Origin of the sequence: Pseudomonas sp. YJ42, assembly GCF_047225135.1 — a bacterium.
Lineage (GTDB): Bacteria > Pseudomonadota > Gammaproteobacteria > Pseudomonadales > Pseudomonadaceae > Stutzerimonas > Stutzerimonas stutzeri_E.
Genome location: NZ_CP178378.1, coordinates 747,914 through 774,295, shown reverse-complemented (window position 1 = coordinate 774,295; position 26,382 = coordinate 747,914). Strand labels below are relative to the sequence as shown.

At 58.9% G+C, this 26,382-nt stretch carries 20 protein-coding genes and 2 rRNA genes; 11 read left to right on the top strand and 11 right to left on the bottom strand.

Going from position 1 to position 26,382, the window contains the following annotated elements; translation table 11 throughout:
• The first annotated feature begins 27 nt into the window (after window positions 1-27).
• Both ACL0K2_RS03275 and rrf read left to right on the top strand, forming a co-directional pair.
• A 23S ribosomal RNA gene (locus ACL0K2_RS03275) occupies window positions 28-2,918 on the top strand.
• A gap of 154 nt (window positions 2,919-3,072) precedes the next feature.
• Window positions 3,073-3,188, top strand: a 5S ribosomal RNA gene (rrf, locus tag ACL0K2_RS03270).
• A gap of 372 nt (window positions 3,189-3,560) precedes the next feature.
• On the opposite strand, the gene queD is transcribed toward rrf, so the two are convergent.
• Complete coding sequence (gene queD / locus ACL0K2_RS03265; RefSeq protein ID WP_239610285.1) at window positions 3,561-3,917, bottom strand: 6-carboxytetrahydropterin synthase QueD; 357 nt, start codon at window positions 3,915-3,917, stop codon at window positions 3,561-3,563.
• A gap of 183 nt (window positions 3,918-4,100) precedes the next feature.
• Here queD and ACL0K2_RS03260 point away from each other — a divergent pair, with 183 nt between their 5' ends.
• Both ACL0K2_RS03260 and ACL0K2_RS03255 read left to right on the top strand, forming a co-directional pair.
• Window positions 4,101-5,417, top strand: coding sequence for a Na+/H+ antiporter family protein (locus tag ACL0K2_RS03260; RefSeq protein WP_413043767.1), 1,317 nt, complete (start codon window positions 4,101-4,103; stop codon window positions 5,415-5,417).
• A gap of 136 nt (window positions 5,418-5,553) precedes the next feature.
• Window positions 5,554-6,612 carry an AI-2E family transporter gene (locus ACL0K2_RS03255; protein ID WP_045162417.1) on the top strand — a complete coding sequence of 353 codons (1,059 nt, stop codon included), beginning with the start codon at window positions 5,554-5,556 and terminating at the stop codon, window positions 6,610-6,612.
• 32 nt (window positions 6,613-6,644) lie between these two features.
• Here the strand turns inward: ACL0K2_RS03255 and ACL0K2_RS03250 are convergent, their stop codons facing one another.
• From ACL0K2_RS03250 to ACL0K2_RS03235, 4 genes are all read right to left on the bottom strand, one after another.
• Window positions 6,645-8,609 carry a PhoX family protein gene (locus ACL0K2_RS03250; protein ID WP_413043766.1) on the bottom strand — a complete coding sequence of 655 codons (1,965 nt, stop codon included), beginning with the start codon at window positions 8,607-8,609 and terminating at the stop codon, window positions 6,645-6,647.
• A 171-nt stretch (window positions 8,610-8,780) separates the two neighbouring features.
• Window positions 8,781-9,752 carry a TAXI family TRAP transporter solute-binding subunit gene (locus tag ACL0K2_RS03245; protein ID WP_413043765.1) on the bottom strand — a complete coding sequence of 324 codons (972 nt, stop codon included), beginning with the start codon at window positions 9,750-9,752 and terminating at the stop codon, window positions 8,781-8,783.
• 108 nt (window positions 9,753-9,860) lie between these two features.
• Window positions 9,861-10,214 carry a RidA family protein gene (locus tag ACL0K2_RS03240; RefSeq protein ID WP_413043764.1) on the bottom strand — a complete coding sequence of 118 codons (354 nt, stop codon included), beginning with the start codon at window positions 10,212-10,214 and terminating at the stop codon, window positions 9,861-9,863.
• Between the two features lie 23 nt (window positions 10,215-10,237).
• Window positions 10,238-11,482 (bottom strand): D-amino acid dehydrogenase, encoded by a 1,245-nt coding sequence (locus tag ACL0K2_RS03235; protein ID WP_413043763.1) that lies wholly within the window; start codon window positions 11,480-11,482, stop codon window positions 10,238-10,240.
• Between the two features lie 130 nt (window positions 11,483-11,612).
• Here ACL0K2_RS03235 and ACL0K2_RS03230 point away from each other — a divergent pair, with 130 nt between their 5' ends.
• Entirely contained in the window at window positions 11,613-12,512 is a 900-nt protein-coding gene (locus tag ACL0K2_RS03230; RefSeq protein WP_413043762.1) for a LysR family transcriptional regulator, read from the top strand.
• Window positions 12,513-12,601: 89 nt separating this feature from the next.
• Window positions 12,602-13,738 (top strand): cell division protein ZapE, encoded by a 1,137-nt coding sequence (gene zapE / locus ACL0K2_RS03225; RefSeq protein WP_413043761.1) that lies wholly within the window; start codon window positions 12,602-12,604, stop codon window positions 13,736-13,738.
• Here zapE and ACL0K2_RS03220 read toward each other — a convergent pair.
• Window positions 13,735-14,013 (bottom strand): peptidylprolyl isomerase, encoded by a 279-nt coding sequence (locus ACL0K2_RS03220; protein WP_045162410.1) that lies wholly within the window; start codon window positions 14,011-14,013, stop codon window positions 13,735-13,737. The genes zapE and ACL0K2_RS03220 overlap by 4 nt on opposite strands.
• Before the next feature lie 242 nt (window positions 14,014-14,255).
• Here ACL0K2_RS03220 and ACL0K2_RS03215 point away from each other — a divergent pair, with 242 nt between their 5' ends.
• The 4 genes from ACL0K2_RS03215 to ACL0K2_RS03200 all read left to right on the top strand — a co-directional run bounded on the left by ACL0K2_RS03215 (window position 14,256) and on the right by ACL0K2_RS03200 (window position 18,828).
• Window positions 14,256-15,344: a gluconokinase, GntK/IdnK-type gene (locus tag ACL0K2_RS03215; RefSeq protein ID WP_413044429.1), complete on the top strand. Its 1,089-nt coding sequence runs from the start codon at window positions 14,256-14,258 to the stop codon at window positions 15,342-15,344.
• 44 nt (window positions 15,345-15,388) lie between these two features.
• A complete protein-coding gene (locus ACL0K2_RS03210; protein WP_045162409.1) occupies window positions 15,389-16,666 on the top strand; it encodes a TRAP transporter large permease in 1,278 nt (425 codons plus the stop codon).
• Window positions 16,667-16,724: 58 nt separating this feature from the next.
• The gene (locus tag ACL0K2_RS03205) at window positions 16,725-17,741 is read left to right on the top strand and encodes a TRAP transporter substrate-binding protein (protein WP_045162408.1); all 1,017 of its coding nucleotides are present in this window, start codon (window positions 16,725-16,727) and stop codon (window positions 17,739-17,741) included.
• Between the two features lie 67 nt (window positions 17,742-17,808).
• Window positions 17,809-18,828, top strand: a complete 1,020-nt coding sequence (locus tag ACL0K2_RS03200) for a LacI family DNA-binding transcriptional regulator (protein WP_239610293.1) — start codon at window positions 17,809-17,811, stop codon at window positions 18,826-18,828.
• A 36-nt stretch (window positions 18,829-18,864) separates the two neighbouring features.
• On the opposite strand, the gene ACL0K2_RS03195 is transcribed toward ACL0K2_RS03200, so the two are convergent.
• A complete protein-coding gene (locus ACL0K2_RS03195) occupies window positions 18,865-19,779 on the bottom strand; it encodes a LysR family transcriptional regulator (RefSeq protein ID WP_045162406.1) in 915 nt (304 codons plus the stop codon).
• A gap of 141 nt (window positions 19,780-19,920) precedes the next feature.
• Between ACL0K2_RS03195 and ACL0K2_RS03190 the strand changes: the two genes are divergently transcribed.
• Window positions 19,921-21,147 (top strand): acyl-CoA dehydrogenase, encoded by a 1,227-nt coding sequence (locus ACL0K2_RS03190; protein ID WP_045162405.1) that lies wholly within the window; start codon window positions 19,921-19,923, stop codon window positions 21,145-21,147.
• A gap of 122 nt (window positions 21,148-21,269) precedes the next feature.
• On the opposite strand, the gene xylB is transcribed toward ACL0K2_RS03190, so the two are convergent.
• The 4 genes from xylB to ACL0K2_RS03170 all read right to left on the bottom strand — a co-directional run bounded on the left by xylB (window position 21,270) and on the right by ACL0K2_RS03170 (window position 26,372).
• A complete protein-coding gene (gene xylB, locus ACL0K2_RS03185; protein ID WP_045162404.1) occupies window positions 21,270-22,793 on the bottom strand; it encodes a xylulokinase in 1,524 nt (507 codons plus the stop codon).
• 11 nt (window positions 22,794-22,804) lie between these two features.
• The gene (locus ACL0K2_RS03180; protein WP_413043760.1) at window positions 22,805-24,283 is read right to left on the bottom strand and encodes a mannitol dehydrogenase family protein; all 1,479 of its coding nucleotides are present in this window, start codon (window positions 24,281-24,283) and stop codon (window positions 22,805-22,807) included.
• Between the two features lie 102 nt (window positions 24,284-24,385).
• On the bottom strand, window positions 24,386-25,489 hold the full coding sequence (locus ACL0K2_RS03175; protein ID WP_239610296.1) for an ABC transporter ATP-binding protein: 1,104 nt from the start codon (window positions 25,487-25,489) through the stop codon (window positions 24,386-24,388).
• Window positions 25,490-25,538: 49 nt separating this feature from the next.
• A complete protein-coding gene (locus ACL0K2_RS03170) occupies window positions 25,539-26,372 on the bottom strand; it encodes a carbohydrate ABC transporter permease (RefSeq protein WP_045162401.1) in 834 nt (277 codons plus the stop codon).
• Window positions 26,373-26,382 lie beyond the last annotated feature (10 nt).

Here is a 26,382-nt window from a genome sequence, read left to right as displayed (position 1 = left end):
CAGTAACCAGATTGCTTGGGGTTATATGGTCAAGTGAAGAAGCGCATACGGTGGATGCCTTGGCAGTCAGAGGCGATGAAAGACGTGGTAGCCTGCGAAAAGCTTCGGGGAGTCGGCAAACAGACTGTGATCCGGAGATGTCTGAATGGGGGAACCCAGCCATCATAAGATGGTTATCACACACTGAATACATAGGTGTGTGAGGCGAACCAGGGGAACTGAAACATCTAAGTACCCTGAGGAAAAGAAATCAACCGAGATTCCCTTAGTAGTGGCGAGCGAACGGGGACTAGCCCTTAAGCTTCTTTGATTTTAGCGGAACGCTCTGGAAAGTGCGGCCATAGTGGGTGATAGCCCTGTACGCGAAAGGATCTTAGAAGTGAAATCGAGTAGGACGGAGCACGAGAAACTTTGTCTGAATATGGGGGGACCATCCTCCAAGGCTAAATACTACTGACTGACCGATAGTGAACTAGTACCGTGAGGGAAAGGCGAAAAGAACCCCGGAGAGGGGAGTGAAATAGATCCTGAAACCGTATGCGTACAAGCAGTGGGAGCCTACTTTGTTAGGTGACTGCGTACCTTTTGTATAATGGGTCAGCGACTTATTTTCAGTGGCGAGCTTAACCGAATAGGGGAGGCGTAGCGAAAGCGAGTCTTAATAGGGCGTCTAGTCGCTGGGAATAGACCCGAAACCGGGCGATCTATCCATGGGCAGGTTGAAGGTTGGGTAACACTAACTGGAGGACCGAACCGACTACCGTTGAAAAGTTAGCGGATGACCTGTGGATCGGAGTGAAAGGCTAATCAAGCTCGGAGATAGCTGGTTCTCCTCGAAAGCTATTTAGGTAGCGCCTCGTGTATCACTGCTGGGGGTAGAGCACTGTTTCGGCTAGGGGGTCATCCCGACTTACCAAACCGATGCAAACTCCGAATACCAGCAAGTGTCAGCACGGGAGACACACGGCGGGTGCTAACGTCCGTCGTGAAAAGGGAAACAACCCAGACCGTCAGCTAAGGTCCCAAAATCCTGGTTAAGTGGGAAACGATGTGGGAAGGCTCAGACAGCTAGGAGGTTGGCTTAGAAGCAGCCACCCTTTAAAGAAAGCGTAATAGCTCACTAGTCGAGTCGGCCTGCGCGGAAGATGTAACGGGGCTCAAACCAGGTACCGAAGCTACGGGTTCAACGTAAGTTGAGCGGTAGAGGAGCGTTCTGTAAGCCTGTGAAGGTGAGTTGAGAAGCTTGCTGGAGGTATCAGAAGTGCGAATGCTGACATGAGTAACGACAATGCGAGTGAAAAACTCGCACGCCGAAAGACCAAGGGTTCCTGCGCAACGTTAATCGACGCAGGGTGAGTCGGTCCCTAAGGCGAGGCTGAAGAGCGTAGTCGATGGGAAACGGGTTAATATTCCCGTACTTCTAGTTACTGCGATGGGGGGACGGAGAAGGCTAGGCCAGCTTGGCGTTGGTTGTCCAAGTTTAAGGTGGTAGGCAGAGGTCTTAGGTAAATCCGGGATCTTAATGCCGAGAACTGATGACGATCCTTCTTTTAGAAGGAGAAGTGGTTGATGCCATGCTTCCAGGAAAAGCCTCTAAGCTTCAGGTAACTAGGAACCGTACCCCAAACCGACACAGGTGGTTGGGTAGAGAATACCAAGGCGCTTGAGAGAACTCGGGTGAAGGAACTAGGCAAAATGGCACCGTAACTTCGGGAGAAGGTGCGCCGGTGAGGGTGAAGGGTTTACCCCGTAAGCTCATGCCGGTCGAAGATACCAGGCCGCTGCGACTGTTTATTAAAAACACAGCACTCTGCAAACACGAAAGTGGACGTATAGGGTGTGACGCCTGCCCGGTGCCGGAAGGTTAATTGATGGGGTTAGCGCAAGCGAAGCTCTTGATCGAAGCCCCGGTAAACGGCGGCCGTAACTATAACGGTCCTAAGGTAGCGAAATTCCTTGTCGGGTAAGTTCCGACCTGCACGAATGGCGTAACGATGGCGGCGCTGTCTCCACCCGAGACTCAGTGAAATTGAAATCGCTGTGAAGATGCAGTGTATCCGCGGCTAGACGGAAAGACCCCGTGAACCTTTACTATAGCTTTGCACTGGACTTTGAATTTGCTTGTGTAGGATAGGTGGGAGGCTTTGAAGCGTGGACGCCAGTTCGCGTGGAGCCAACCTTGAAATACCACCCTGGCAACTTTGAGGTTCTAACTCTGGTCCGTTATCCGGATCGAGGACAGTGTATGGTGGGTAGTTTGACTGGGGCGGTCTCCTCCTAAAGAGTAACGGAGGAGTACGAAGGTGCGCTCAGACCGGTCGGAAATCGGTCGTAGAGTATAAAGGCAAAAGCGCGCTTGACTGCGAGACAGACACGTCGAGCAGGTACGAAAGTAGGTCTTAGTGATCCGGTGGTTCTGTATGGAAGGGCCATCGCTCAACGGATAAAAGGTACTCCGGGGATAACAGGCTGATACCGCCCAAGAGTTCATATCGACGGCGGTGTTTGGCACCTCGATGTCGGCTCATCACATCCTGGGGCTGAAGCCGGTCCCAAGGGTATGGCTGTTCGCCATTTAAAGTGGTACGCGAGCTGGGTTTAGAACGTCGTGAGACAGTTCGGTCCCTATCTGCCGTGGACGTTTGAGATTTGAGAGGGGCTGCTCCTAGTACGAGAGGACCGGAGTGGACGAACCTCTGGTGTTCCGGTTGTCACGCCAGTGGCATTGCCGGGTAGCTATGTTCGGAAGAGATAACCGCTGAAAGCATCTAAGCGGGAAACTTGCCTCAAGATGAGATCTCACTGGAGCCTTGAGCTCCCTGAAGGGCCGTCGAAGACTACGACGTTGATAGGTGGGGTGTGTAAGCGCTGTGAGGCGTTGAGCTAACCCATACTAATTGCCCGTGAGGCTTGACCATATAACACCCAAACAATTTGATGTTTGCGTGTCAGACGGTTGAAGTCGACAAACAAACCGAAAAGACGCATCGCTCGCAAGCGAAACCAATACAGCAACACCATCACATACCCAATTAGGGGAAGCGACTGAACACCGACTCCCCAACCGAATTGCTTGACGACCATAGAGCGTTGGAACCACCTGATCCCATCCCGAACTCAGAAGTGAAACGACGCATCGCCGATGGTAGTGTGGGGTCTCCCCATGTGAGAGTAGGTCATCGTCAAGCTTCTACACCAAACCCCCGATCATCGAAAGATGGCCGGGGGTTTGTCTTTGGGTGCGGGAAAACCATTTCTCATCGTCTGCCAATAGTGCACACGATTCACTACCGAGGCACGCCTTGAGCGCTGGGTAGCTAACGCTGTGAGCCGCGCTTGTTGCTTTGGAGTAACCGCTCGGTAGCGCGGGCGGGCGGGTTGGATGAATGACAGGCGGCCCCAGATTCACAAGGCGCGCTAAACGCATCTATAGCGTATACATAGATCGCCTTGCTTTTGTAAGGCTACAATCTTGTTGGAAATGCGGTTCACGGGACACCGCAAGGCACCACAAACGATAAGATAAATAAGCGGCTCGCTAGCCCGTCGCAATGCGTAGGTCAGTTACCCCGGTATTCACATCCGCTCGTACAGGTTTCATGAACGCGAATCCGCGATAATTCTGGGAGTAGCGGTTTCAGTTCATGCCAGATCCACTTCGCCAGATTTTCACTGGTGGGATTTTCCAGGCCCGGCAAATCGTTTAGATAGTTGTGATCGAGTCGTTCGTAGATTGGCTTGAATACTTGCTTTATCTCACCAAAATCTCGAATCCAGCCTGTATGAGCATTCACTTCACCCTCTAGGTAGATTGCGACCCGGAACGAATGGCCGTGCAGGCGGCCACATTTATGTCCCTCGGGTACATGCGGCAAGCGGTGGGCTGATTCGAACGTAAACTCTTTGAATATTTCCACTGATTCATCCAAGAGGTGAAAGTCAGGCTCATCTTACCGTCCTGTAACTAGGGTGTCACAGCTAAACAGGCTGCTTGAAAAGCGCGTCTAAGTTCGTATCTCTTGCTGGACTTTGACACTACTGCGGGCTTGGGGCAAAGTACCCCGCTTTTTTATCGGCACGTGCCACTTCGAGGAGTTGAAATGAATGCAGTAGTGGCGGCAGTCGGTATTATGCTGATCCTAAGTCTTTGCCGGGTCCATGTAGTAGTGGCATTGATCACTGGGGCTATTGCCGGGGGCGTCTTGGGTGGGCTAGGGCTTGAGGGGAGTCTCTCTGCTTTTAACAAGGGGCTTGGGGGAGGAGCGACGGTCGCGCTTTCATATGCTCTGCTTGGTGCGTTCGCAGTCGCAATCGGCAAGAGTGGGCTAGCCCATGCTCTGGCAGACCGCGCTCTGGCTATGGTGGGTAAGCGCGAATCCCAGTCTGGCGGAGCAGTTAAGTGGACGATGATCGGACTGTTGCTCGCGGTCGCAGTGTCATCCCAAAATATCCTTCCTATACACATCGCCTTTATTCCTTTGCTGGTCCCGCCTCTGCTGTATGTACTGAGTAAGTTACAGATCGACAGACGATTGATCGCCTGCGTTCTGGCGTTTGGCCTAGTCACGCCCTATATGTTTTTGCCCGTGGGCTTCGGAAGCATCTTTCTGAATGAAATTCTTCTCGCTAATGTCGCCAAGAGCGGTGCTGATGTCTCTGGGATAAATGTAAGCCAGGCCATGTTGATTCCTGCCCTTGGGATGGGCGCAGGCCTGCTGATGGCCATGTTCAGCTACCGCAAACGGCGCGTCTACGATCTAGGCAAGGTCGATCAATCTAAAACGATCAGCGTGAGCTACAGCCCCCTCACCTTGCTGGTTGCAGCGCTGGCTGTTGCTGCTGCGTTCGTTGTACAGCTGTGGCTGGACTCGATGATTATCGGGGCCCTGATAGGTTTCGTTATTTTCTCCGTTTCTGGAGTGGTGCGCTGGAAGGAGGCTGATGATCTGTTCACCGAAGGCATGAAGATGATGGCTATGATCGGCTTCATCATGATTGCTGCAGCCGGATTCGCAGAAGTCATGCGCGAAACGGGCGAAGTCAAAACTCTTGTCGATGCGTCTGCAGAATGGATTGGGAACAGCAAGGCTATTGGCGCCTTGGTGATGTTGCTGGTTGGCTTGTTGGTCACCATCGGTATCGGGTCTTCCTTTTCCACCGTTCCGATTATCGCGGCGATTTTCGTTCCGCTCGGGTTGGAGCTCGGGTTCAGTCCGTTGGCCATCGTCAGCCTGGTAGGCACAGCCGGTGCGTTAGGGGACGCGGGCTCGCCGGCTTCGGACTCAACGCTGGGCCCAACTGCTGGGTTGAACGCAGACGGCCAGCACAACCACATCTGGGATACCGTGGTGCCGACCTTCCTGCATTACAACCTGCCGCTCCTTGCATTTGGCTGGGTTGCAGCAATGACGTTGTGAAGGATTGAACTACCGCCCATATGCATTACGCGCCGTCCTAAGGACGGCGCTTTCATCATGCCACTTCCTACTGCCGAACCAGCACTCCTAACGGCAATCGCTGACTAATAGATACAGCCGCAGCGATAGGAAGCAGATTGTGAACTCAACTCTTGAGCAGAAAGTTTTTCTTGCTCTGTTGCTCATCGTAACCCTTGCGTTCTGCTGGATACTCTTCCCGTTCTACGGGGCAGTATTCTGGGCCGTCATCCTTGCCATCATTTTTGCGCCCCTCCAGCGTCGCCTATACAGCCGTCTTGGTAATAGGCGAAATTTGACTGCACTGATTACCTTGTCGGTATGTCTGGTCGTTGCGATTCTTCCAGTTATCCTGATTGCCGGCCTGCTGGTTCAAGAGGGCACTTCGCTTTATAAACAGATCGAAAGCGGTGAACTCGATATAGGCAGCTTCGTAGGTGGCGCAAAAGAACTGTTGCCCACATCGTTTCAGCTGCAGTTGCAGAGGTTTGGCCTTGGTGATATGGACCAAATACGCGAGCGGCTTGCAAGCGGGGCGCTGGAAGGGAGTCAGTTTCTGGCTACCAAGGCATTTAGTTTTGGCCAAGGAACCTTCCAGTTTCTGATCAGCTTTTTTGTGATGCTATACCTGCTGTTCTTCCTCATTCGAGACGGGCGAGAACTGGTAGCAATGATCCGGCGAGCGCTGCCTTTGAGCGATAATCAAAAACGTAGATTGTTCAGCAAGTTCACGCGCGTGGTCAGGGCAACGGTTAAAGGAAATATCGTCGTAGCGGCCACTCAAGGATTTCTTGGCGGTGTGATTTTCGCTGTGTTGGGTATTCCTGCTGCGTTGCTCTGGGGCGTACTCATGGCGTTCTTGTCATTGCTGCCAGCGGTCGGTGCAGGATTGATATGGACGCCAGTCGCAATTTACTTCCTTATGAAGGGAATGGTCGTACAGAGTGTAATTCTCACCCTGTACGGTGTTTTGGTGATTGGCTTGGTGGATAACATCCTTCGGCCGATTCTGGTAGGGAAGGACACCAAGATGCCCGACTACTTGGTGTTGATCTCGACGCTGGGCGGGCTCGCTCTGTTCGGCCTTAATGGCTTCGTGATCGGCCCGCTCATTGCTGCGCTGTTCATGTCCACGTGGGGGTTGTTTACCGCCCCCGAATCCAAACCGTTAGCTTAGGCGCGCCCGGTCGTACCGGGCGCACCTCGGGATCAAAGCACTCGTCCGCCATCGTCACGAGTGATGATTACCGTAGCAGAACGGGGCCTACGTCCTGGACCATCGGGCCAGGCGCTGGTGTATTCGGTGGAGGTCGAACCTTCTCCAGGGTGCTGAATATTGACGAACAGGGTGCGGAAGTCGGGAGTGGCTGTAATGCCTGTCACCTCGGCTCCTCTTGGCCCAACCAGGAATCTCTTGGTCTCACCCGTCCTGGGGTCCGACACCAGCATTTGGTTGTTGCCAAAAGGACCACCGCTCAGCTGGCTGCCGCTCATGTCAGTCTGGATCCAGAGACGTCCCTCATCGTCGAACCAGAGGCCGTCCGGGCTGGCCAGGATGCTCGCTTCGTCCAGTGATTTGCCACGCGGGTCGAGACTGTCGTTCTGTGGCCCGGCAAGTAGATAAAGGTCCCATCGGAATTGGGTACCGATGTGATTTCGTCCAACCTCGCGCCAGCGGATGATATGTCCGTAAGGGTTCGGTGCTCGGGGATTGGCTGCGTCGGCCTCCTGTCGAGCGCTGTTGTTGGTCAGTGTGAAATACACTTCGCCCGTATCAGGATGCACCGCGCCCCATTCCGGGCGATCCATTTTGGTCGCTCCGACAATGTCCGCTGCGACTCGAGTATTGATCATTACATCGCCCTGATCGGCGAATTCGACGCCAGCGTTGGCACACGCCTGTTGAAAACCTGCGTCGTCGATGTCCAGCGGTAACCAATCGCCGCTGCCATCCGGATTGAAACGAGCGACGTACAGAGTGCCTTCATCGAGAAGGCGGCTATCGCCGCGCATTGGACGGTACTTGTCGCGGCTGACGTATTTATAGATGTACTCGTTTTGCGAGTCGTCTCCCGAATAGCAGACCACTGGCCAACCCGGCTTGACGGGTGCGAACACCAGTCCTTCATGGGCAAAACGGCCCAGCGCGGTGTGCTTTACCGGTGTGGAGTCAGGATCGAACGGGTCGATCTCGACGATCCAGCCAAATGTATTGGGTTCGTTGCGATAGTCGGCACGGGCGTCTTCGGCTGTTATGGTGGCATCGAAGCGCTGGAACTCATCACCTTGAATGGTTTCCCAGCCGTAACGGCTCGTCGAGCGGAGTCCGTAGCGCTGCAGGTGCCGAGGAAGCTCTGCGTCGCGAGTCGCGAAATAGCCCGCCCAGTTTTCCTCGCAGGTCAGATAGGTTCCCCAAGGTGTGTAACCATTTGCGCAATTGTTCAGGGTCCCACGAGTGGAGGTGCCGCTTGGGCTATAGCGGGTTTTCATCAGGTCATGACCGCGGGCGGGGCCTTCGATCCGCATCGGTGTCGCGCCGGTGATGCGTCGGTTGCGGGCGGATGGCAGTACAGCCCACTCACCGCGGGCATTGCGACGGATTTCTACGATCGATACGCCGTGGGCGTTGATCTCCTTTCGGACCTCATCGGCATCGACGCGTCTGTCGCCCACGACAGTGGGCCCGTTTCGATGCAGCAACGGCGGATCTATATATTCGTGATTCAGTGCGAGCAGGCCATGGTCACTCTTGCGTCCTTTGAACTTTGCGTCCATCGGGAAGAAGTGCATCCCGTCGTGGTGCATTCCGGTCTGTTGCGCTTGATGTTCCGCGCTGTTGCTGCCGTCTTCCAGATACGCCGGATAGCTTCCGCAAATAGGCGTGCCCCAAGGAATGAACACCTGTGTAGAAAAGCCGGATGGGACCGTGACAGTGTCCGCTCTGGTGACGTTTACGGCGCCGAACGGGAGGCGGGTACGTCGCTGAAAGGGCAACTTGTTGGCTGCGCCTGCAGGTTCGGCTGCGCCCGCGATGGCAGGCAAACCACCTAAAAAGGCCAACGCCCCAAGCGCCGCACCGCCTGCCAGAACCTTGCGTCGACCCGCACTGACGACATCCTGAATATGGCAGTTGTTTGAGCGGTTGCTCGGCAGTTCATCGCCATTGCCGAACATGATGTTTTGATTATCGTCAGTCACGACGCAGCTCCATAGGTAATCGACGGAACTGTGACGCTAGGCTGAGGTTGCGACAATTTAATGACAGGTTGGCGGCTGCCGACAAGCGGCTCGCTTGTTTGGTTACAGACACCGTGGAGGCGCCGCCCTAGGGGCGGCGCAACAGCTTCAGAGCCAGCCTTTCTCCTTATAGAACCGCTCAGCGCCCTCATGCAATGGCGCGGTGAGGCCGACGTGGATCATGTCCTTGCCGTCCAAGTCGGCAAACGCCGGGTGCAGGCGTTTGAAGCGCTCAAGGTTGTCAAACACGGCCTTAACCAGCTGATAAACGATTTCCGGGTCGGTATTCGCGGTTGTCGCCAGCACCGCCTTGCCGCCGATCGAGGGGACGGCTGCATCTACGCCTGGGTAGAGCCCGGCGGGAATCTCGGCTGCGGTGTAGTAATCGGCGCCCTTTAGAAAGGTGTCGATCTGCGCACCATCGACCGGAATCAGCCTGGCTTTAACGTTGGTCAGTGCTTCCTGAATCGCCCCGCTGGGATGTCCGACTACATAGGTAATCGCGTCGAGGTTGTTATCGCCGAGTGCCGAGGCCATCTCTGCTGGCTTGAGTTCGCTGGCCAGGGCGAAGTCGGCGTTGGTCCAGCCTTTGGCCTTCATAACCTCTTCGAACGTATCGCGGCTACCAGATCCCGGTACCCCAATGTTCACTCGCTTGCCCTTGAGGTCATCGAACGACTCGATACCACTATCGCTTCGAGCGACCACAGTGAGAATCTCGGTCTGCAATGAGAATACGGCTCGCAGTTCCTTGATAGGGACGTCCTTGTCGAAAGGGGCGAGCCCGTTTAGGGCTTTATGCTGATGGTCGGACTGAATGAAGCCGAATTCATATTCGCCGTTTTGCAGCGACATGATGTTGGTCACACTACCGGCGGTAGACGGCGCGTTGCACTTGATCGCTGGCTGCACTTCGGCGCGGTTGAGAAAGCGGCACACCGACTGACCCGCCGTGTAATAGACCCCGGTCTGGCCACCGGTACCGATAGTGACGAAACGCTCCTGGGCCATGCCGGTATTCGCACCCAGGGACCCGGCAAGTACGCAGCCGAGCAAACCGATACGGATCTTCTTATTCATCGTGAGTCCCTCTCATGTTTTTATTGGTTGGGTTTGCCACCGTATCGTCCGTGACGACCACGGCATCATCTCAGCGATCGCGATAGAGCATGAACCGGTGCTAGCGGATCAGGCGCTGGCGGCGATCACCATGATTTCCACGAGCACGTCTGCTGAGGCGAGGCGGGCTTCCACGGTCGCTCGCGCCGGCGCGCATTCGGCCGGCAGCCATTCGCTCCACACTGCATTCATCGCTGCGAAGTCGGCTTCGATGTCCTTCAGCCAGATCTGCGCACTGAGGATCTTGGAGCGATCGGAGCCGGCCTCGGCAAGCAAGTTGTCTATCTTCGCCAGCACCTGCCGGGTCTGCCCATCCGCGTTCTCGCTGCGGTTATCGGGTACTTGGCCAGCCAGAAAAACCAGGTCGGCGAACGTGACGGCTGCGGACATACGTTCATTACTGCGGATACGTTGCAAAGTCATGCGAATTCCTCTTGGGTGCGTGGTCAGGAAGCAAGGGTGAGGCCGTCCAGAGCAACGGCCGGACGTCGATCGCCAATCAGGTCGCAAAGCAGATCGGCGCTGCCACACGCCAGGGTGAAACCGAGGCTGCCATGACCCACGTTGAGCCAGAGATTGTCGATTGCAGCGGCACCGAGCAGCGGTGTTCCCTCCGGGGTCGCTGGACGTAACCCCGCCCATTGAGCCGCCGTACGGTAGTCTCCTGCGGCGGGAAAGGTTTCGCTGGCGAGGCGCTGCAACATGGCGATCCGACCCTGATCGAGACTGGCATCCCAGCCACCGATATCGACCATCGCGGCCACCCGCAACTGGTCACCCAAGCGTGCATACACCACCTTATTGTCGTAGTCGGTCACGTTGGTTTCCGGAATGCCGATGTGACTGCTCAACGGCAGCGTCAGGCTGTAGCCCTTGAGTGGATAAATCGGCAATTCGATCCCCAACGGCCGCAGCAGTGCGACGCTGGCGGTGCCGGCGGCGATTACCAAGTGGTCCAGCTCCAGCCGCTTGCCACCGACATTCAGCGAGCGAATCCGGCCGTTCTCCTTGTGCAGCGCCCCGACTTCCCATCCACAGTGCAAGCGAAAGTTCGGCGATCGTTCCAGCCGTTCGAGTAGCCGTCGGCAGAACAAGAGGCAATCGGCGACTTCGTCGCCAGGCGAATAGATGCCGCCGTGCAGCTCACCGGATAAGGGCAGCAGCGCCGGCTCGATTTCGATGCACCGCGGGCCATTAAGCACTAATTGGCCTGCGCTTGTATCGAGCCCGGCAGCTGACTTTTCGAAACTGGTTCGGCTGCGATAGATCACCAGCTTGCCATTGGCGCGCCAACCGAAGTCACTGAGGCCGTCTTCTTCCCGCCAGCTGCGCAATACCTGCTGGCTGTGCAGGGCGAGGCGTAGCAGGTGCTGTGCGTTGCGCCGATTGGTGGAGCGCCGGCAGGCGAGCAAGAAGCGCAGACACCAGCGCCACTGCTGTCTGCTGATTTTCGGCCGGAACCGCAGGGGCGCATCGTTGCCACGCAGCATCCAGCCCAGCGCCTGCATGGGAACGCCTGCATCGGCCAGCGGCGATACGTAGCGGTAGCTAAGCTGGCCGCCATTGGCGAAGCTGGTCTCCATCGCCACCTGATCGCGCTTTTCGACCAGTTCGACCTGATGGCCCTGGCGCACCAGTGCATAGGCCGTGGTCAGCCCAATGACACCGCCACCGATTACCGCGATTTGCATCGTGCCGCTCCCAGACATTTGATGACAGCAGCCTAGAATCAGCGGGAGCGAAGCGGCCAATGAAAGGATGAAGGTAAGTCATAACCTGGGGTTATGGTTATGCTTCGGCACTCAGATCAGAGGATTGCGCATGCGCCTTCGCCACATCGAATTGTTCCAGGCCATCTTGCAGACGGGCAGCCTGACTGCCGCCGCGCAGCTACTGCACATATCCCAGCCAGCGGCGAGCAAAATTCTCAAACATGCCGAGCAGCAGCTCGGTTTTGCGCTGTTCAATCGGGTGCGGGGCAAGCTCCAACCGAGCGCCGAAGCGCGGATCTTGCAGCAGGAAACGGAGCGGCTCGCGGCCGATCTGCAGAATCTCCGGCGGCTGGCTGGCAATCTCGGTCGGGGCGAGGAGCGTGCGTTGCGACTGATCTGCACGCCTGCATTAGCGCAAGCGCTGGTGCCCGAGGCGCTGCGCCTTTGGCGTACGCGATTCACCAGTACGCAATGCCACCTGGCCACCCAGCACACCGCTGAGATCATCCAGGCCTTGTTATTGCGCGAGGCCGATCTAGGGCTGACTTTGCAGGCGGTGGAACATCCGGGTCTGAGCAGCCAGCTCCTCGCGCAGGGACAGATGATGGTGATCGCTCCGGTCGGCTGGTGGTCAGACGAAACGCTTTCGCATCCCTTTCGGTTGGAGCAACTGGCCGATGCCCCGCTGATCGGTCTGGATACGCATGATGCGCTCGGCGGTCTGCTGCGCGGCCATCTGGAAGCGCTCGATCCGCCGCCGCGCATCGATACCTGGGTACAGACGTACCAACTGGCACGCACGCTTGTTGCTGCCGGGCAAGGGTTGGCCCTGGTTGATCCTTTGACCGCGCAGGCAGGGGACGGGCAGCGGGTACTGGCACGCCCCTTGGAGCCGCTGATCCCCGTACCGCTCTATGCGCTGGAGAGAACCCAGGAAGCGGCGTCCGCAGCGCAGCTCGAACTGCTTGAGCAGGTACGCAAGCAAGCCAACAGCCTGATGGGCGATTAGCTCCGACCGTAGTCATCGGCTGGCTTGTCCTGCGATTCAGATGTGCCTGAGTTACCATCGCGATACATATCATCATCGCCTGTTTTTTCATGGAACTCAGCTCCCCGCTTGCCCTGTACCAGCAGACCATCGTCGATCAAGGCTTTGTCAGTGACGCTGCTCAGCTGCGCGCCGTTGCCTTGCTGCAGCACTGCCACGACGCCTTGCACGGCATTGCCATGGAGACGCCGCGCGGCGTCTATCTATGGGGGCCGGTGGGACGTGGCAAAACCTGGCTGATGAACATGTTTCACCGCAGCTTGCGAGTACCGTCACGCCGGCAGCATTTTCACCATTTCATGCGCTGGGTGCATATCCGGTTGTTCCAGCTCAACGGCACGGCTGATCCACTGCAGGTACTGGCCAAAGAACTAAGCCAGGAAGTGCGTGTACTGTGCTTCGATGAGCTGTTCGTTGGCGATATCGGCGATGCGATCATCCTTGGACGCCTGTTTCAGGTCATGTTCGAGCACGGGGTGGTCATCGTCGCCACCTCCAATCAGCCGCCTGGCCAGCTATACGCCGATGGCTTCAACCGGGAGCGATTCGTGCCGGCTATCGATGCCATCGAGCGGCACATGAACGTAATCGAAGTGGATGGCGGCGCGGACCACCGACAGCGACCAGGCGCCGCGCTACAGCGCTATTGGTTAACCATGCCAGATAGCGTCAGCGCGCTGTGGTCCGTATTCGATGAGCTGGCGGGCGGCGAGGATTCCAATACAAATGTGGTGACCGTTGGCCATCGTCCGGTGCAGACCGTACGCAATAGCGGATCGGTGATCTGGTGTCGTTTTGCCGATCTCTGTGAGCAGCCGTTTTCGGCTTTGGATTTCATCGAGCTGTGCGACCGCTTCTCTGCGATTCTGATCAGTGAAATTCCGAAGCTCGGCAGCGAGCAGAGGGAAGGGCGCATTGCTCGGGGTACCGAAGATGCTGCGGCGCAGGTAGAGGCGGGGGATCGAGAGTTACCGAGGTTGGCCCCGCGCGACGATGCGGTCAGACGTTTTATTGCGCTGGTGGATGAGTGTTACGACCGCGGTGTGCCGCTGTATCTGGAGGCCCGCGTGCCGCTGGAGGCGCTGTACACCCAGGGATATCTATCGTTCGCGTTTCGTCGCACCCTGAGCCGGCTACGGGAAATGCAACTGCAGCGATTCGGCACAGCCGGGGCAGGCACCGTTTAGTCGCGGTAGAACACTTGCACCAAGTGATAACCGAACTGGCTTTTTACTGGGCCATGTATCTCGCCCAGTGCTTTCTTGAAGATGATCTGATCGATGCTTCGGACCATCTGTCCTGGTCGCACCTCGCCCAGATCGCCACCTTTCTTGCCCGACGGGCAAGTCGAATACTTCCTCGCTAGCACATCGAAGGCCTCGCCGCCGGCTATGCGCTTTTTCAGCTGTGCAGCTTCGGCTTCGGTCTTCACCAGAATATGGCGGGCCATGGCTTTGGGCATTGCGTTTCTCCTTGCGTGCGGCGGCGATTGTAGTCAGGGCAGATGCAAAACCGAAGCAGCATCGCCCAAGGCCGACCGTTCGTCCGCCACCTGACCCGACGAACGGTAGTTATGGGTGCTTCATGTTAGCGCTACCATTCTGCTCAACAATCATAACGCAGCACTTCGATGCTGCTGGAGAGCCGATAGTGGATTCCCACTCCAACAGCGATTTTCCTGCGACCTGTCGAGCGTTGGTGGTGATGGGCGTCAGCGGTTCGGGCAAGACCGATACCAGCCACGCCGTCGCCGAAGCACTGGGTTTTCGACATATCGAAGCCGACCATTTCCATCCCGAAGAAAACGTGGCACGCATGCGTGCCGGCACACCGCTGTCGGACGCTGACCGTGTCGAGTGGTTGCAGAAGCTGACGGTCGAGATGCAGCGCGCCATTGATGACGACGTTGGTTTCGTTCTGGCCTGTTCCGCCCTCAAGTGCCGCTATCGTGACTTGCTGCGCCATGCCGTTCCCGGCCTGCGTTTCGCTCACCTAGCCATCGACTACGACATCGCCGTGCAGCGTGTTGGCGGGCGTGCCGGGCACTTCATGCCTATTTCGCTGGTGGACAGCCAGTTCGCCACTCTCGAATCACCGGAAGGTGAGCCGGGCGTACTTGTAGTTGACGCCAGCCAGCCGCGTGAGCGGGTGCTGGAGGCAATCGTTGGCTGGATGCAGCAAGGCCTGGGTCTGGAGATCAGCGAGCGTGAGGGGCTTTCGGCGGCTCCGCTTGATAGCGCTAACACGTCGACGGTGCGAGGTGCCGAGCTGACTAGCCCGCCAATCTATAGTGGACGAGTCGCCCAGGGCTTCGATCGCATTACCGACTGGCTGATGGCCGCGTTGCTGGCCTTCATGGTTATCGTGGTATTCAGCAGCGTGGTGTTGCGCTACGCCTTTGGCACTGGCTGGACCGGTGCCGAAGAGCTGTCCCGGCTGGCCTTCGTCTGGCTGGTTTTCGTCGGCGTCGCGTCTAGCATGCGGCGAGGCGAGCTGATGGCCTTCAGCATGATCCGGGACCGCTTTCCCTTGCTGTTTCGCCGTGTCGTGGATTCGATCAGCTGGATCATGGTGGCCGTCGCCAGCGGCATGGCCGCCCTGGGCGGCTGGCACCAAATGCAGTTCGGCTGGAACATCAATAGCCCGGTAGTGGGTTATCCGCTGGCGATCGCCATGGTTCCGGTCGCCGCTAGCATGGTCGCGCTGACGGTGCTGGCCTTGCTCCAGCTGATCAACGTCTGGCGTCGACAACCGCCCGCGCATATCGCCGAAGCCAATGTAACGGCCGATTGATTTCCTGATAACAACAAGGGCAGACGCCCACCCGAGGTCCGTACATGACTGTCGTCGTCTTTCTCTCGTCATTATTTGGCTTCATGGCGTTCGGTATGCCGATCGCCTTCGCGCTGATCCTCACTGGCGCGGTGCTGATGTGGTATCTGGATTTCTGGGATGTGCAGCTGCTCGCGCAGAATCTGCAGGCCGGGGCTGACAGCTTCCCGCTGCTGGCCGTGCCGTTCTTCATCCTCGCGGGCGAACTGATGAACGCCGGCGGTATTTCCCGGCGCATCATCAACATGGCGCAGGCTTATTTCGGCCATAAGCGTGGTGGTCTCGGCTACGTGGCGATCGCCGCGTCGGTGCTGCTGGCGAGCATGTCCGGCTCGGCGTTGGCGGACACCGCCGCGCTGGCGACGCTGCTGTTGCCGATGATGCGCGAGCGTGGTTATCCGTTGAGCTCGTCCTCGGGCTTGGTGGCGGCCGGCGGCATCATTGCGCCGATCATTCCACCGTCGATGCCGTTCGTGATCTACGGCGTGGTGACCAACACCTCGATCAGCCAGCTGTTTCTCGCCGGTATGGTGCCGGGCTTGATCATGGGCGCCGGGCTGGTGATTGCCTGGACCCTGATCGCGCGCAAGATCGAAGAGCCACCACAGGCGAAGGCCAGCGGAGCTGAGCGCCGCAAGGCTCTGGTCGATGGTTCGGCTGCGTTGATGCTGCCGGTGATCATTGTCGGTGGCTTGCGTTTTGGCCTGTTCACGCCTACCGAAGCGGCTGTTGTGGCTGCGGTCTATGCGTTGCTGGTGTCGACGCTGCTGTACCGCGAGCTGAGCTGGAGCGGAGTGATAGAAGTGCTGACCCGCGCCAGCCGCACCACGGCTTCGGTCATGTTCCTTTGCGCAGCCGCGATCGTTTCCGCCTACATGATTACGCTCGCCCAGTTGCCAGACGAGATTGCCGCCATGCTCGGGCCTTTGGCCGAGGATCCGAAACTGCTCATGGTTGCCATCATGGTGCTGATGATCGCGATCGGCATGGTGCTCGACCTGACCCCGACGATCCTGATTCTCGGTCCGGTACTTGCGCCCATTGCGGTCAAGGCGGGCATCGATCCTGTGTATTTCGGCGTGATGTTCGTGCTGATCGGCTCGATCGGCTTGATTACACCACCAGTCGGTACGGTGCTCAACGTCGTCGGCGGAATCGGGCGGCTACGCATGGAAACCCTGGTCCGTGGTGTGACTCCGTTCTTCGCCATTTACCTCGTTATCGTCGCACTGCTGGTCGCGGTGCCGTCGATCATCACCGTGCCGCTGCAGTGGCTCAGGTAATCGGTCAAAACAACAATCGCTTCACCCAATCCTCCACAACAACAAAAGGTACGTCAGCATGAAACGTTTTCTGATCGCGGCCCTGGCCGCTACCACCCTTGGCAGTGCCATCAGCGCTGTTACCGCACAGGCGGCCGACGATATCCGTCCGCGGATGATCCGCTTCGGCTACGGTCTCAATGAAGACAGTAACCAGGGGCGCGCGGCCAAGGTACTCGCCGAAGAGATCGCCAAGGCGTCGGACAACAAGCTCAAGGTCCGCACCTTCGGCTCCGCCAGTTTGGGCTCGGACGATCAAATGCAGAACGCGCTGATGGGCGGGGCGCAGGAAATGATGGTCGGCTCGACGGCGACCCTGGTTGGTATCGCCAAGGAAATGGCCGTGTGGGATACACCTTTCCTGTTTGAAAGTGAAAAGCAGGCGGACTACGTGCTGGACGGCCCCGTGGGTCAGAAGGTCATGGATGCGCTGGAAGCCAAGGGCCTGGTCGGCCTCGTTTACTGGGAGAACGGCTTTCGTAACCTGACCAACAACGTGCGCCCGGTCGAGAAGATGGAAGACTTCAACGGCATCAAGTTGCGCGTGATGCCTAACCCGGTGTTCATTGACACCTTCAAACAAATGGGCGCCAATGCGGTGCCTCTGCCGTTCTCTGAGCTGTTTACGGCGCTGGAAACCAAGGCGGTCGACGGCCAGGAAAACCCCTACAACACCATCCTCTCTTCGAAATTCTACGAAGTGCAGAAGTATCTGAGCGTGACCAATCACGTCTACAGCCCATGGATCGTCACGGCGTCCAAGCGCTGGTGGGATGGCCTGTCCGAGACCGAGCAGAAGATCATCATGGACGCCGCGAAGAAATCACGCGATTCGGAGCGTGCGGACACCCGTGCCGAAGCGCAAGAAGCCTTGGCCAAAATCAAGGAGCAGGGCATGGAAATCAACAAGGTCAGCCCTGAAGAGATTCAGCGCATGCGCGAGAAGGCCAAGCCAGCGATTCAGACCGTGGTCGACACGGTGGGCGAGCCCTTGTTCAACGAAGTCCAGGCGGAAATTGCCAAAGCGCCGAAGTGAGCGGCCGCGCCCCTGCGGGGGCGCCGTCCCGTTATAGAATTCCCGTCCTTGGTCGCTGGATGCCGCTATGAGTTCTCGCCGTCGTCGTTCTCTGGAACGGGCCACGCTCTCCGATGTTGCCCGCAGCGCAGGCTGTTCGCTGATGTCCGCCTCACGTGCGCTGTCGCAACCCGAACGGGTGTCGGACGCCTTGCGCGAGCGCGTGATGGCAGCGGTCAAGACACTGGGTTACGTGCCGCATACCGCCGCGCGCAACCTTGCCAGCGCCCGGTCGAATCTGGTCGCGGTGATCATCCCATCGCTATCGAACGCGGTGTTCGTCGATACGGTCGAGGCCATTCAGCGTGTGCTGATGCCGGCTGGCTATGAGCTGATGATCGGTGTCAGCCATTACCACCCCGAAGAAGATGAGCGTCTGCTACGCGCCTATCTGGCGCATCAGCCGGCCGGACTGTTGGTCACCGGATTCGAACGCAGTGACGCCGCGCGCGAAGTGCTCGGCAGTTACAACAGCCCGATCGTTACCCTGATGGAGCTGAGTGATGCGGAGGAAGACTACTGCGTCGGCTTCTCACAGTACGAGGCGGGTGCGGAAATGACCCGCAAGCTGCTCGAACGCGGCTACCGCAATATCGCTTTCGCTGCCGCTCAGCTCGACCCCCGCACGCTGCAACGCGCCGAAGGGTATCGGCAGGCCATGCGCGACGCGTCGCGCTACGCCGCCGCGTTGGAATTGCTGACGCCTGAGGTTTCCTCCATTGGTTTGGGCGCGCAATTGCTGGACCGACTGCTGGCGCAGCATCCTCAGATCGATGCGATTTTCTTCAACAATGACGATTTGGCGCTGGGCGCGCTGTTCCGTGCGCGTCAGCTGCAGCTTGCCGTCCCGCAACGACTGGCGATCGCAGGCTTCAACGACCTGCCAGCGGCCGCCTGGATGCATCCGGCTCTGACGACGGTGCGAACCATTCGTGGCGAAATTGGCAAGCTGGCCGGGCAGATGCTGTTGAGCCTCATGCGTGGCGAAACTCCGTCGCAACGGCGGATCGACGTCGGATTCGAAGTGGTGATGCGCGAAAGTGCGTAGTTGGAGAGCCGGCAAGGGGGCCTGCCGGCCGTATTGCTACTCGGCTTGCTGTGCCGCGGTGACCTGCTGAGCGATCTCGATCATCTGTTCGCGCATCCAGCGGTTGGCGGGGTCCTGATCGGTGCTTTCGTGCCAGTAGATGTGCGTCTCCAATGGCGGAATGTCCACCGGCAACGGGATCTGATGTAGATCGTGACGACGGGCGAAACGCTCTGGCACGGTGACCGCCATGTCGGTCTGCTGAATCACCTGAGTAGCCATCATGTAGTGCTGTGAGCGCAGGGCGATCTTGCGCTGCTGGCCCATCTTCCCCAGGGCCAGATCGACCATGCCCAGACCGCTGCGCCGGCTGGAGATGTGGATGTGCGACAGCGACAGGTATTCCTCGACGCTGAGCTTGTCCTTCGCCATTGGATGTCCACGGCGCATGGCGCATACGTAGCGGTCTTCCAACAGCTTGACGTGGCGAACCTGTGGGTCGGTATTGAGCGGCGCGTCCATGGCGAAATCCAGGCGGCCGGCGGCTAACTCTTTGGTGGTTTCGCGGCGCTTGGCCAGCATGCTTTCGATCTTCACATTCGGCGCCAGCCGTCGCAGCCGCTGGAACAACGGTGGCAGTACCACGGCCTCGGTAAGGTCGGTCATGCTGATGCGGAAAGTCTTGTTTGCCTGTAGCGGATTGAAGGTACGGCTTTCCTGCACCGACACCCGCAGTAACTGCAATGCGTTACGCACCGGCCCGATGATGTTCTGTGCCATCGGGGTCGGCACCATGCCTTGGGCGGTACGCACGAACAGCGGGTCGTTGAAGGTCTCGCGCAACCGTGCCAGGGCATTGGAGACGGCCGGCTGGGTGATGCCTACGATCTGCCCGGCGCGGGTCAGGTTGGCCTCGGTGTAGATGGCGTCGAAGACAATGAATAGATTCAGATCGACCTTGTTCAGGTTCATTGTTGTGCTCTCTGGCGTATATCGGAATTGGCCGATCATATATCGGTGATGAATGTTTATACACGAGGAAAATAGCTTAGATAAATCACTGAGTGTCCTCTAGCATTCAAAACTACAAAACATTACGTGCAGAAGGTCGCCATGAATTTCGCCTATTCCCCCAAGGTTCAAGAGCTGCGTGAGCGCGTCCAGGCGTTCATGGATGCCCATGTCTATCCTGCTGAAAAGATCTTCTACCAACAGGTGAGCGAGGGAGACCGCTGGCAGCCCACCGCGATTGTCGAAGAACTCAAGGCCAAAGCCAAAGCCGAAGGGCTATGGAACCTGTTCTTGCCAGAGTCCGAGCTCGGTGCCGGCCTGACCAACACCGAATACGCACCGCTTGCCGAGATCATGGGCAGCTCAGGTCTCGGCCCGGAGGCATTCAACTGCTCGGCGCCGGACACCGGCAATATGGAAGTGCTGGTGCGCTACGGCAGTGAAGAGCAGAAGAAGCAATGGCTTGAGCCACTGCTGCGTGGGGAAATCCGCTCCGCCTTCGGCATGACTGAACCAGGTGTGGCGTCTTCCGATGCCACCAACATGGAGGCTCGTGCGGTTCGCGAGGGTGACGAGTGGGTTATCAATGGTCGTAAATGGTGGACGTCCGGTGCCTGCGATCCACGCTGCAAGATCATGATCTTCATGGGCCTCACCAACCCGGATGCACCGCGCCACCAGCAGCATTCGATGATCCTCGTACCGATGGACGCGCCTGGCCTGAAGGTGCTGCGTCCACTGCCGGTTTTTGGCTACGACGACGCGCCGCACGGCCACGCCGAAGTGTTGTTGGAAAACGTGCGGGTGCCGTACGAGAACGTGCTGCTCGGTGAAGGTCGTGGCTTCGAGATCGCCCAGGGTCGCCTTGGCCCAGGCCGTATCCATCACTGCATGCGTTCCGTCGGTGTCGCTGAGCGCGCGCTGAAGCTGATGTGCGAGCGATCGGTGAACCGTACTGCTTTCGGCAAGCCGCTGGCGCGCTTGGGGGCGAACTTCGACCACATCGCCGAATGCCGCATCGAAATCAACATGGCACGCCTGCTGACACTCAATGCGGCGTACATGATGGATACCGTGGGCAACAAGATTGCCGCCAGCGAGATCGCTCAGATCAAGGTGGTCGCACCTAACGTCGCGCTGAAGGTCATCGACCGCGCCATTCAGATCCATGGTGGTGCGGGTGTTTCCGAAGACTTCCCGCTGGCGCACTGGTGGGCGATGCAGCGCACCCTGCGCCTGGCTGACGGCCCGGACGAAGTGCATCGCGCATCGATTGCCAAGCACGAGTTGGGTAAGTACTTCCCGCGGGAAATGCTGCGTAGCCGCTGATTCCGGCTCGTTGTTGTTCAAAAGGCAAAGCCACATTCGGTGGCTTTGCCTTTTTTTTGCCTGACCGCTTCGTTGATAGCAGGCGACTGAGTATGGCGTCCCACGTCGCAGCCTGGCACGCCTCAGGGGGCGACCGTCACCAGGTCCGGTGGGGTGTGCCGACCATAGGTGGCGACGATCAGCTCTCGGTAGCGTCGATAGACCCGCTCGTAGGCCTCCACGGCCTCGGCGCGGGGTTCGACAGCGGTTGTTTCGTCGAAGCTGACGCAACGCTCACACAGCTCGTCAAGACTCGCCTGTGGATCGCTTTGCCGCGCATGACACCAGGCGGCCTGAATGGCACCGCCCAGCGCGGCGGCTTCGCTATAGGTGGTGCAGACCACCGGAGTCGCCATCATGTCGGCGATCATCTGCCGCCATAGCGGATTCTTCGCACCGCCACCGATCAGCTGGATCCGCTCGCTGCGAACACCGCTATCACGCAGCAGGTCCAGACCGTAGCGCAGGCCGAAGCTCACGCTTTCGACCACAGCGCGGCACAGGTTGGGGCGGGTGAGATTGTCGCTGGTCAACCCGTGCAGGCTGGCTGTGGCGTGCGGCAGGGCGGGAACCCGCTCGCCGTTGAGAAACGGCAACATGCAGACGCCTTCAGCACCGATCGGCGCCTGGGCCAGCAAAGCATTGAACTGCTCGAGATCCAGTTGCAGCAGGTCGCGAACGGCACCATTGGCATTGGTCAGGTTCATGGTGCAGATCAGCGGCAGCCAGCCACCGCTCGAGCTGCAAAAGGTTGCGACCGAGGGCTGCGGGCTGATACGTGGCTGGTCAGTATAGGCGTACAACGTGCCGGACGTGCCGAGGCTCATGGTGATCGCGCCGGTGCTGATATTGCCGGTGCCGATCGCGCCCATCATGTTGTCACCACCGCCGCTCGATACGATGGCGTGTGGGTTCAAGCCCAGGCACTTCGCCAGCTCTGGGCGCAGCCGGCCGACGGGCTGGTCTGGCTCGATCAGCTCCGGTAGCGCTGCCGCGATGCGACCGCTTGGATCGATATGCCGCAGGATCTCGAAGTCCCATTCCCGGCTGCGCACGTTGAAGTAGCCGGTTCCGGAGGCGTCGCCGTATTCGCTGCAGCAGCGGCCCGTGAGCCAGTAGTTGAGATAATCGTGGGGCAGCAGGGTATGCGCGATGCGTTCGAACAGTTGCGGATGCTGTTCTTTCATCCAGAGGAGCTTGGAAACGGTGTAGCCCGGCGCAATGGCAACACCGAGGCGCTGTAGCGATCCGCTTTCGCCGCCCAGCCAGTCAAGTAGCCGTTGATTTTCAGCCGCTGATTCCGTGTCGCACCAGAGCTTGGCCGGGCGAAGCACCGCACCCTGTGCGTCGAGCGTGACCAGGCCGTGTTGCTGGCCGGAAACGCCGATGCCCAATATCGCACCGCCCTGTACGCCGGCCTCGCTCAAGGCCGCGGCGGTGGCCGTTTCGAAGGCGCAGGTCCACTGTTCGGTGCGCTGTTCGCGGCGGCCATTGGGGCCACTGATCAGCTCATGACTGGCTGAGCCCTGGCCCAAGACGCGGCCGCTGGTGGCATCGAGCAGCAGCGCCTTGGTGCCCTGGGTTCCGCAATCGATGCCGAGAAACATGGTGGCCTCCGTCAGCGTGTCAGCAGGAGATCTAGCGTGCCGCTCACGCCGAGCGTACGCAGCCGCAACAGGTTGCGCTCGAAGGCGTCGCGGAACGCCATGGACCGGGGAATCTGCGCGCCGAAGATCTCTTCGCGCCCGAGCAATCGTTCGGCGAGGCCCTCGTCCTCTTCCACCAGCGCCTGGCAGAACTCGGCTCGCGGATCGGGAATCCGATAGCGGTCACCGTTCTCGTCGACGCCCCGCAAGTACATGGCCCAGGCGGCCACCACCAGCGCGGCGCGGTCCAGCTCTGCGCCGTCGGCGATCAGACGGTTGATGGTCGGTACCGTGAACTTGGGAAATTTCGATGAGCCGTCGGAACAGACGCGCTCCAGCTGATCGGCGATGGCGCAATTGGAGAAGCGCTCGATCAGGGTCTGCTTGTACTCGGTCAGGTCGATGCCAGGCACGGGCGCCAGCTGCGGCGTGACGTCATCGTCCATGTAGCGACGGATGTACTCGACGAACAACGGATCGGCCATGGTCTCGTGGACGAAGCGGTAGCCGCGCAAGAAGCCCAGGTAGGTCAACGCCAGGTGGCTACCGTTGAGCAGCTTGATCTTCATCTCCTCATAGGGCGTGACATCGTCGGTGAACTGCACGCCGACCTTTTCCCAGGCCGGACGTCCGGCAACGAACTTGTCTTCTAGCACCCATTGCACGAAGGGCTCACAGACCACCGGCCAGGCGTCGTCGACACCGTGCTGCTGCCTGAGATCCTTGCGATGCGCGACGCTGGTCATCGGTGTAATCCGGTCGACCATGGCGTTGGGAAAGCTGACGTTGCCTTCTATCCAGCCTGCCAGCTCGGCATCGATCAGGTTGGCGAAGGCCAGGGTCGCCTTGCGGGTGACATCGCCATTGTGCGGCAGGTTGTCGCAGGACATCACGGTAAACGGCCCGCTGCCTTCGCTGCGACGTTTGGCCAACGCGGCGCAGAGTAGCCCGAATACGCTGATCGGCGCGCGCGGATGAGCGAGGTCATGCTGAATTTGCGGCAGTGCGGCGTTGAACTGGCCTGTGCTGTCGTCCATGCAGTAGCCGCCTTCGGTGATGGTCAGCGAGACGATGCGAATGGCCGGATCGGCCAGCCGGGTGACTACCGCTTCGGAGCCATCCTCGGTCGCCAGCAGCATGTCGCGGATGCTGCCTATCACCCGCACCTCGGTGTCCGGCCGGTCATCCAGCTCGACCAGGGTGTAGAGGTAATCCTGCGATGCTAGAGCGTTGCGCATGGTGATCTCGCCCGCTCGGGTGCCGATACCGCAGATGCCCCAGTCGAGGCCTTCGCCCGTGTTCATCAGGGCGTCGGTGTAGGCCGCCTCGTGGGCACGGTGAAAACCGCCAACACCGATGTGGGCGATGCCAGTACGCACGGACTGCAGGTCATAAGAAGGCCGGACGATGGATGCCGGCAGCTGTGGCAGATTCTGTCGCTTCAACTTCATATCAGGCCTCGCGGGGCGTGAACTCAAAAAAATGAAGGCGTGACTCGCTGCGACTGGTCAACAGCGACGCGCCAGCAACCTGGCTCGGGCAGGAACGAAAACTCAGGCGGCCTGTTGTAATGGCTGACCGACCGCCAGTCCGCTGCTGTCGAACAGATGGCAGTGAGCGGCGTCTAGCGTCAGCTGCAACGACTCGCCGTAGCGTGGCGTGAAATCGCCGCGGATTCGCATGGTGAGCGGTTCGCCGGCCTGGCTGATGACGTGGCAATAGGTATCGCTACCCAGCCGCTCACTGACGTCAGCTTTCACTTCCAACTGGCAGCTGCCATCGGTGCTGCGATTGAGGTGCTCCGGTCGAATGCCGAGCGTGACCGGATCGCCCGCAGTCAGCGTCGCGCCGCCCAGAGGCAGGAACAACTTGCAGTTGGCGTCTAGCTCGACTTCGCAGCCAGTTGCATCGACACGACTGACCTTGCCTTTGAGAAAACCCATCTTCGGCGTGCCGAGAAAGCCCGCGACGAACAGGTTGGCGGGGTGGTGGTAGAGCTCCATGGGCGAACCGACCTGCTCGATGCGGCCACCGTTGAGTACCACGACCTTGTCGGCCAGGGTCATGGCTTCGACCTGGTCATGGGTGACGTAGATCATCGTCGCCTGCAGTTCCTGATGCAGGCGCGAGAGCTCCAGGCGCATCTGCACACGCAATGCCGCATCGAGGTTCGACAGTGGTTCGTCGAAGAGGAACACCTTGGGGTTGCGCACGATGGCGCGGCCGATGGCGACGCGTTGGCGCTGGCCGCCAGAGAGCTGACGCGGTTTGCGTTCAAGTAGCGGCTCGAGTTCGAGCGTGCGGGCCGCTGCTTCGATCTTGCGTGCCACCTCCTGCTTGTCCGCACCGGCAAGGTCGAGGGCGAAAGACATGTTCTTGCGAACTGTCATGTGCGGATACAGCGCGTAGGTCTGAAAAACCATGGCCAGGTCGCGCTTGGCCGGGCTGAGATCGGTGATGTCGCGGCCGTCGAGTTCGATCTTGCCGCTGCTGACTTCTTCCAACCCCGCAATCAGGCGCAGCAGGGTGGATTTGCCGCAGCCGGATGGGCCGACGAAGACGACGAATTCACGGTCGCGAATATCCAGGTCGATGCCCTTGATGATGTCGTTGCCGTCGAAGCTTTTCTTCAGGTTGTGGACTTTAAGGTCTGCCATGTTCGAATCCTTTTATTCTTGTCGATCTTGTTAATACCGCGGCGGCGAGCTATTTCACGGCGCCGAACGACAGGCCGCGAACCAGCTGCTTCTGGCTGATCCAGCCGAATATCAGGATCGGCGCGCAGGCGAGGGTGGAGACGGCCGAGAGCTTGGCCCAGAACAGCCCTTCGGGGCTGGAGTAGGAGGCGATCAGCGCGGTCAGCGGGGCGGCGTTCGAGGAGGTCAGGTTCAGCGACCAGAAGGCCTCGTTCCAACATAGGATCAGCGACAGCAGCATGGTCGAAGCGAGTCCGCCCTTGCTGATCGGCAGCAGCACGCGAACCATTTCCTGCATCAAGGTGGCGCCGTCCATTCGCGCCGCTTCGAGGATGTCGCGCGGGATGTCCTTGAAGTAGGTGTAAATCATCCAGACCAGGATCGGCAGGTTGATCAGCGTGTAGATAATGATCAGCACCGTACGGCTGTCGAGCAGGCCAAACTGCTTGGCCAGCAGGTAGATCGGCACCAGCACGCCCACTGGCGGCAGCATCTTGGTAGAGAGCATCCAGAGCAGCGTGCCCTTGGTCCGCTTGGTCTCGTAGAAGGCCATCGAATAGGCCGCAGGGACCGCGATCAGCATCCCGAGCGCGGTTGCGCCGAAGGAGATGGTTACCGAGTTCCAGGCGTACTTGAAGTAGCCGCTGCGGTCCTGGATGTGCAGGTAGTTCTCCAGCGTCGGGGTGAAAATGAACTGCGGCGGCGTCGCGAAGGCGTCGATCTCGGTCTTGAAGCTGGTCAGCAGCATCCAGAAAATCGGGAAGAACAGCAGCAGCGCCACGGCCCAGGCCAGCAACCCGACCACCAGGGTATTGAGGCGGCGACTTTGTTTGAGCGTCAGCATCGGTCTGTCC

What these genes read in the sequence shown, in the direction of transcription:
- ACL0K2_RS03170 (WP_045162401.1), bottom strand. Translation starts at nt 26,372, where the DNA reads ATGCTGACGCTCAAACAAAGTCGCCGCCTCAATACCCTGGTGGTCGGG.
- ACL0K2_RS03250 (WP_413043766.1), bottom strand. Translation starts at nt 8,609, where the DNA reads ATGTTCGGCAATGGCGATGAACTGCCGAGCAACCGCTCAAACAACTGC.
- ACL0K2_RS03200 (WP_239610293.1), top strand. Translation starts at nt 17,809, where the DNA reads ATGAGTTCTCGCCGTCGTCGTTCTCTGGAACGGGCCACGCTCTCCGAT.
- ACL0K2_RS03205 (WP_045162408.1), top strand. Translation starts at nt 16,725, where the DNA reads ATGAAACGTTTTCTGATCGCGGCCCTGGCCGCTACCACCCTTGGCAGT.
- xylB (WP_045162404.1), bottom strand. Translation starts at nt 22,793, where the DNA reads ATGTTTCTCGGCATCGATTGCGGAACCCAGGGCACCAAGGCGCTGCTG.
- ACL0K2_RS03190 (WP_045162405.1), top strand. Translation starts at nt 19,921, where the DNA reads ATGAATTTCGCCTATTCCCCCAAGGTTCAAGAGCTGCGTGAGCGCGTC.
- ACL0K2_RS03215 (WP_413044429.1), top strand. Translation starts at nt 14,256, where the DNA reads ATGGGCGTCAGCGGTTCGGGCAAGACCGATACCAGCCACGCCGTCGCC.
- ACL0K2_RS03220 (WP_045162410.1), bottom strand. Translation starts at nt 14,013, where the DNA reads ATGCCCAAAGCCATGGCCCGCCATATTCTGGTGAAGACCGAAGCCGAA.
- ACL0K2_RS03175 (WP_239610296.1), bottom strand. Translation starts at nt 25,489, where the DNA reads ATGGCAGACCTTAAAGTCCACAACCTGAAGAAAAGCTTCGACGGCAAC.
- zapE (WP_413043761.1), top strand. Translation starts at nt 12,602, where the DNA reads ATGGAACTCAGCTCCCCGCTTGCCCTGTACCAGCAGACCATCGTCGAT.
- ACL0K2_RS03180 (WP_413043760.1), bottom strand. Translation starts at nt 24,283, where the DNA reads ATGAAGTTGAAGCGACAGAATCTGCCACAGCTGCCGGCATCCATCGTC.
- ACL0K2_RS03235 (WP_413043763.1), bottom strand. Translation starts at nt 11,482, where the DNA reads ATGCAAATCGCGGTAATCGGTGGCGGTGTCATTGGGCTGACCACGGCC.
- ACL0K2_RS03210 (WP_045162409.1), top strand. Translation starts at nt 15,389, where the DNA reads ATGACTGTCGTCGTCTTTCTCTCGTCATTATTTGGCTTCATGGCGTTC.
- ACL0K2_RS03230 (WP_413043762.1), top strand. Translation starts at nt 11,613, where the DNA reads ATGCGCCTTCGCCACATCGAATTGTTCCAGGCCATCTTGCAGACGGGC.
- ACL0K2_RS03240 (WP_413043764.1), bottom strand. Translation starts at nt 10,214, where the DNA reads ATGACTTTGCAACGTATCCGCAGTAATGAACGTATGTCCGCAGCCGTC.
- ACL0K2_RS03245 (WP_413043765.1), bottom strand. Translation starts at nt 9,752, where the DNA reads ATGAATAAGAAGATCCGTATCGGTTTGCTCGGCTGCGTACTTGCCGGG.
- ACL0K2_RS03260 (WP_413043767.1), top strand. Translation starts at nt 4,101, where the DNA reads ATGAATGCAGTAGTGGCGGCAGTCGGTATTATGCTGATCCTAAGTCTT.
- ACL0K2_RS03195 (WP_045162406.1), bottom strand. Translation starts at nt 19,779, where the DNA reads ATGAACCTGAACAAGGTCGATCTGAATCTATTCATTGTCTTCGACGCC.